We start from the raw sequence: 4696 nt of genomic DNA, 5'->3' as shown, positions 1-4696 counted from the left end.
GATGCGGGCCGGTTCATCGGTGGGGGCGTGCCGGGGCGAGGACGGGCCAGAGGATCAGGGTGGTGGCGACCGAAGCAGCGCCCGCGGCGGCCATCACCAGGCCCGGCACGAGCACCTCGCTCAGCGCGCCTGCGCCCGCCGCAGCCAGCCCCTGCGCCGCCATCAGGCCGGTGCTGAGCAGACCGAACGCCTGCCCCCGGCGGGCCTCGGGCACCGCGTCGAGGAATCGCCGGGCCAGCCCGAGCTGGTAGGCGAACCCCGCGGTGGCCACCGCGAACAAAGCCGCAGCCGGCAGCAGCGCCGGCGTGGCCAGGAATACCAGCATCGGCAGGCCGAGCAGCAGCGCGAGCCACGGCGTCAGGCGTTCGCGGCGGCCGGGCGCCACGAAGCGCCCCACCAGCAGGTCACCGACAAGCATTCCGCCCGCGCCTGCCATCAGGAGTACGCCGGCGCTGGCGTGCGGCCCCAGGTCCGCGGCGTACGGCACGGCGACTGCCTCCGCGCCGACCAGCAGCGAGCCGGGTAGCCACTGGGCGAGCAGCAGTCCCCGGATCCGGCGGTCGGCGAGGAGCTGCCGGTTGACCCGCAGTGTCTCGCGGACCGCTCCGGACCGGCCCGGAGCGCCATCCGCACCGACAGCCGGGCCGCCAACCGCATCGACAGCCGGGCCGCCATCCGCATCGACAGCCGGACCGCCAACCGGGCGGTCAGCCGCAGGTATCGAGGGCGACCGGGCCGGACGGCGAGCCAGGCCGATTCGTACCATCAGGGCGGATAGACCGCAGGTCGCCGCCGTCAGCCAGAGCGCACCGTACGGTCCGACCAGGCCCAGCAGCAGACCGCCGAGGGCGAACCCGGCCACCTGGGTGCCCCCGGCCGCCACGGTGAACAGCGACCGTCCCAGCACGTACGCGTCGCCACGCAGCAGCTCCGGCAGGAGCGCGTTGCGGGCGGCGCCGCTGACCGGGCCGAACAGTGCCACCACCGCGACCAGGCCGAGCATCGCCGACGGGGGCAGCAGACCGGTGGCGAGTACCGCGACCATGGCCAGCCGCAGCAGGTCGTAGCCGACGATCAGTCCGCGGGCCGGCCGCCGGTCGGCCAGCGCCAGCAGGAACATCCCGCCCACCGCGTGCGGCAGGAAGCCGGTCACGTACGCCAGCGCGGCCAGCAGCCCCGAGCCGGTGCGCTCGTAGACCAGCACGGAGAGGGCGAGCATCTTCACCGTCTCGCCGATCATGAACACGCCGAAGCTGGCGAAGATCACGCGGAACTCGGCGACGGCGAAGACGTCCCGGAAGGTGGCCGGCCGGTCGACCACCTCGGCGGAGATGCTGGTGTTGGTCACGTCGGCCAGCATGGCGGCGTGCCCTGGCCAGCTCTATCCTTTCGCTGCTGAGCGAAAGGTAAGCGAAAGGTGATGGGATGCGGATCGAGGTGACCCCGGCCGACGTGGCAGCCAGCCGGTTCGCCTTGTCGCCACTGGGCGAGACGGTGTGGGCGTTGCGGCTGCACGCGGGTCAGCGCTCGTTCGACGGCTTGGGTCCCTGGGTGGCCCGGACCAGACCCGGGTACGAACGGCTGCGACGCGAGGTGCCGGCGGTCGGCGCGCTGCTGGCGCTGTTGCGCCGGGGCGGCTACAACGCCGACTTCATCCAGCCGCCGCCGGACGGCACGGCCCGGGACTTCGCCGGCGAGTTGGCAGCGGTCCGGGCCACCCCACTGGCCCAGGCCCGCGCCGAACTGGCCCGCAACCTCACCGGGCTGCGGGCCACACCACCGGCGTACGCACAGCAGATCTACGCCTCGGCGGACATGGTGAATCTGCTCGCGGATGCCATCGAGGCGGCCTGGACGACCCTGGTCCAACCCGACTGGCCACGCCTGCGGGCGATCCTGGAACGGGATCTGGTGCATCGGGCCGGCCGGCTGCTCGCGTACGGCTGGGGTGCCGCGGTCGCGAACCTGGACCCGCGACTGCACTGGATTCCAGGTGGCGAGGTCGGCGTCATCGAGATCGCCGACCGCGATCCGCAAACGTACTCGCTGGCCGGCAAGGGGCTGCTCTTCGTACCCACGGTGTTCGGTGCCCAGATCACGTACGTCGAACCGCCCTGGCCGTTCGCGATCGTCTACCGGGCCTCCGGGGTGGCCGAGTTGCTCGGACCGCCGGATCCCGCCCGGCCCGAGGATGCGCTGGATCGGCTGGTGGGACGCTCCCGGGCGGCGGTGCTGCGGGCGCTCGCCCTGCCCGCCACCACCAGTCAGCTCACCGCCCAGCTCGGCCTGAGTCTCGGCGGGGTCGGCGACCATCTCGCGGTCCTGCGCGACGCCGGGTTGGTCAGCAGGATCCGCGTCGGTCGATCTGTGCGCTACCGGCGCACCCCCCTCGGCGACGCCCTCGCCGCCGACTGACCGGCGCACTCCAACCGGCGACACTCTCGCCGCCGACCGACTGCGCCGACCGACTGCGCCGAGCAGACGCGTCAGCGGGTTGCGCGTTAGCAGGGGCCCCCTGCTATACACCAGGCGTTAGCAGGGGGCCCCTCCTTACCCCAAAGCGGAGCGGAGGAGGGGGAGGACGCGGTACGGGATCTGTTGGGCGAGGGCGATGATCGTCGAGGCCCGGGTGATGCCCTCGTACGAGACGATCTGGTCGATCACCCGCTGGAGGTCGGTGTTCGAGCGGGCCACGATCCGGCAGAGCAGATCGCTGGAACCGGTGATGGTGTGCGCCTCCAGCACCTCTGGGATCGCCGCCAGGTGACGGGTGACCGGGTCGTGTCCGTGCCGCTGGCTGATCTCCAGGGTGACGAAGCTGGTCACCGAGAAGCCGATCGCGGCGGGTGAGACCTCCGGCCCGAACCCGCCGATCACCTCCCGCTCGACAAGCTTGTCCAGCCGCGCCTGGACGGTGCCCCGGGCCACGCCGAGCCGGCGGGAGCACTCCAGCACCCCGATCCGGGGCTCCTCGGCGAGCAGTTCGATCAGGCTGACATCCAGCGCGTCGAGCTGTACATCCTGACCAGCGTTCATGGCTGATGACTCTACTTCCTGCACAACCTGACCAGCTAGATCGGCGACAGTTGCCCAGTGGGGTCGGGCACCGCGATAGTCCCGGTAAGAGCACAGCGTCGGCCCACGAGGCCGGCCGGTACGCAAGGGAGGCCACCATGACCCAGGCGATCGACCGACCCCAGTCGACCGAGGAGGTCGACGTCGACACCCTCGTCGGTGCTGTCGACCACGACATCACCCGGGACCCGTTCCCGGTCAAGGGTCTCGACCACGTGCACTTCCTGGTGGGCAACGCCAAGCAGGCCGCGCACTACTACTCCACCGCGTTCGGCATGACCTGTGTCGCGTACCGGGGCCCGGAACAGGGTTACCGCGACCACGCCCAGTACGTGCTGACCAGCGGTTCGGCCCGGTTCGTGCTGACCGGTGCGGTCCGCCCGGACGCCCAGGGCACCGAGCACGTGGCGCGGCACAGCGACGGCGTCTCCGACATCGCGCTGGAGGTGCCGGACGTGGACGCCGCGTACGCGCACGCCACCGCGCAGGGCGCGACCGGCCTGATGGAGCCGCACGACGTCAGCGACGAGCATGGCACCGTGCGGATGGCCGCCATCGCCGCGTACGGCGACACCCGGCACACCCTTGTCGACAGGTCCCGCTACACCGGCCCGTTCCTGCCCGGTTTCGTGGCCCGTGGACCGATCGTGGACCGGCAGCCGATGATCGACGCAGGTCTTCAGCCGAAGCGCTTCTTCCAGGCGGTCGACCACGTCGTCGGCAACGTGGAGCTGGGCCGGATGGACGAGTGGGTCGACTTCTACAAGCGTGTCATGGGCTTCACCAACATGGCGGAGTTCGTCGGCGACGACATCGCCACCGACTACTCGGCGCTGATGAGCAAGGTGGTCGCGAACGGCACCCGCAAGGTGAAGTTCCCGCTCAACGAGCCGGCGATCGCCCGCAAGAAGTCGCAGATCGACGAGTACCTGGAGTTCTACCAGGGCCCGGGTGCCCAGCACATCGCGGTGGCCACCAACGACATCCTGACCAGCGTCGACGCCATGCGAGCCGCCGGTGTCGACTTCCTGGACACCCCGGACTCGTACTACGACGACCCGGAGCTGCGGGCCCGCATCGGTGAGGTACGCGTACCGATCGAGGAACTGAAGGCCCGGAAGATCCTGGTCGACCGGGACGAGGACGGTTACCTGCTGCAGATCTTCACCAAGCCGGTGCAGGACCGGCCGACCGTCTTCTTCGAGTTGATCGAGCGGCACGGCTCGCTCGGCTTCGGCAAGGGCAACTTCAAGGCCCTGTTCGAGGCGATCGAGCGGGAGCAGGAAAAGCGCGGCAACCTGTAACGGCAACTGATGACGGTGCCGAAGCGCGACCCCGACGCCGCCGGTCGGTGGGCCACCGCCTGCCACCGGCGGCGTCGGGCCGTACATCGCCCAGGTGGCCCGATACCACCGCAAGCCCTGGCAGCACCGCCGCCAGGACGGGTTCGCCGACACGGTCGTCGTTAAGGTGGCGAGGTGAACGAGCGCAGCGAGGCCGTGACGTGAGCGTGGCACCCGGTTGGTACGTCGACCCCGCCGATCCGCAGACCCGCAGATACTGGGACGGCGAGGGTTGGATCGGCGCGCCCATTCCAGTCGACGCCACCCCGCCCGCGGGC

General features: G+C 71.0%; 5 protein-coding genes. 3 read left to right on the top strand and 2 right to left on the bottom strand.

The features are described 5' to 3' along the window. Positions 1-13 precede the first annotated feature (13 nt). Positions 14-1348 (bottom strand): MFS transporter, encoded by a 1335-nt coding sequence (locus C1I93_RS28475; RefSeq protein WP_420811743.1) that lies wholly within the window; start codon positions 1346-1348, stop codon positions 14-16. 77 nt (positions 1349-1425) lie between these two features. On the opposite strand from C1I93_RS28475, the gene C1I93_RS28470 reads away from it, so the two are divergent. Further along, a complete protein-coding gene (locus tag C1I93_RS28470; protein ID WP_111246346.1) occupies positions 1426-2415 on the top strand; it encodes an ArsR/SmtB family transcription factor in 990 nt (329 codons plus the stop codon). A 135-nt stretch (positions 2416-2550) separates the two neighbouring features. On the opposite strand, the gene C1I93_RS28465 is transcribed toward C1I93_RS28470, so the two are convergent. After that, entirely contained in the window at positions 2551-3036 is a 486-nt protein-coding gene (locus tag C1I93_RS28465) for an Lrp/AsnC family transcriptional regulator (RefSeq protein ID WP_111246345.1), read from the bottom strand. A gap of 137 nt (positions 3037-3173) precedes the next feature. Between C1I93_RS28465 and hppD the strand changes: the two genes are divergently transcribed. Together hppD and C1I93_RS28455 are read left to right on the top strand one after the other, a co-directional pair. Next, positions 3174-4379 (top strand): 4-hydroxyphenylpyruvate dioxygenase, encoded by a 1206-nt coding sequence (hppD, locus tag C1I93_RS28460; RefSeq protein WP_111246344.1) that lies wholly within the window; start codon positions 3174-3176, stop codon positions 4377-4379. A gap of 200 nt (positions 4380-4579) precedes the next feature. After that, positions 4580-4696, top strand: a 117-nt coding sequence (locus tag C1I93_RS28455; protein ID WP_146603600.1) for a DUF2510 domain-containing protein, incomplete at its 3' end; no start/stop codon positions are given.

It is taken from the genome of Micromonospora endophytica (assembly GCF_003236305.1).
Taxonomy (GTDB): Bacteria; Actinomycetota; Actinomycetes; order Mycobacteriales; family Micromonosporaceae; genus Micromonospora; species Micromonospora endophytica.
Note: the sequence above shows the minus strand (reverse complement) of the source record. Positions and strands in the feature narration are given on the sequence as shown.

Bases quoted from the DNA above. Each gene is read 5' to 3' on its own strand.
- C1I93_RS28470 (WP_111246346.1), top strand. From the start codon at position 1,426: ATGCGGATCGAGGTGACCCCGGCCGACGTGGCAGCCAGCCGGTTCGCC.
- C1I93_RS28465 (WP_111246345.1), bottom strand. From the start codon at position 3,036: ATGAACGCTGGTCAGGATGTACAGCTCGACGCGCTGGATGTCAGCCTG.
- hppD (WP_111246344.1), top strand. From the start codon at position 3,174: ATGACCCAGGCGATCGACCGACCCCAGTCGACCGAGGAGGTCGACGTC.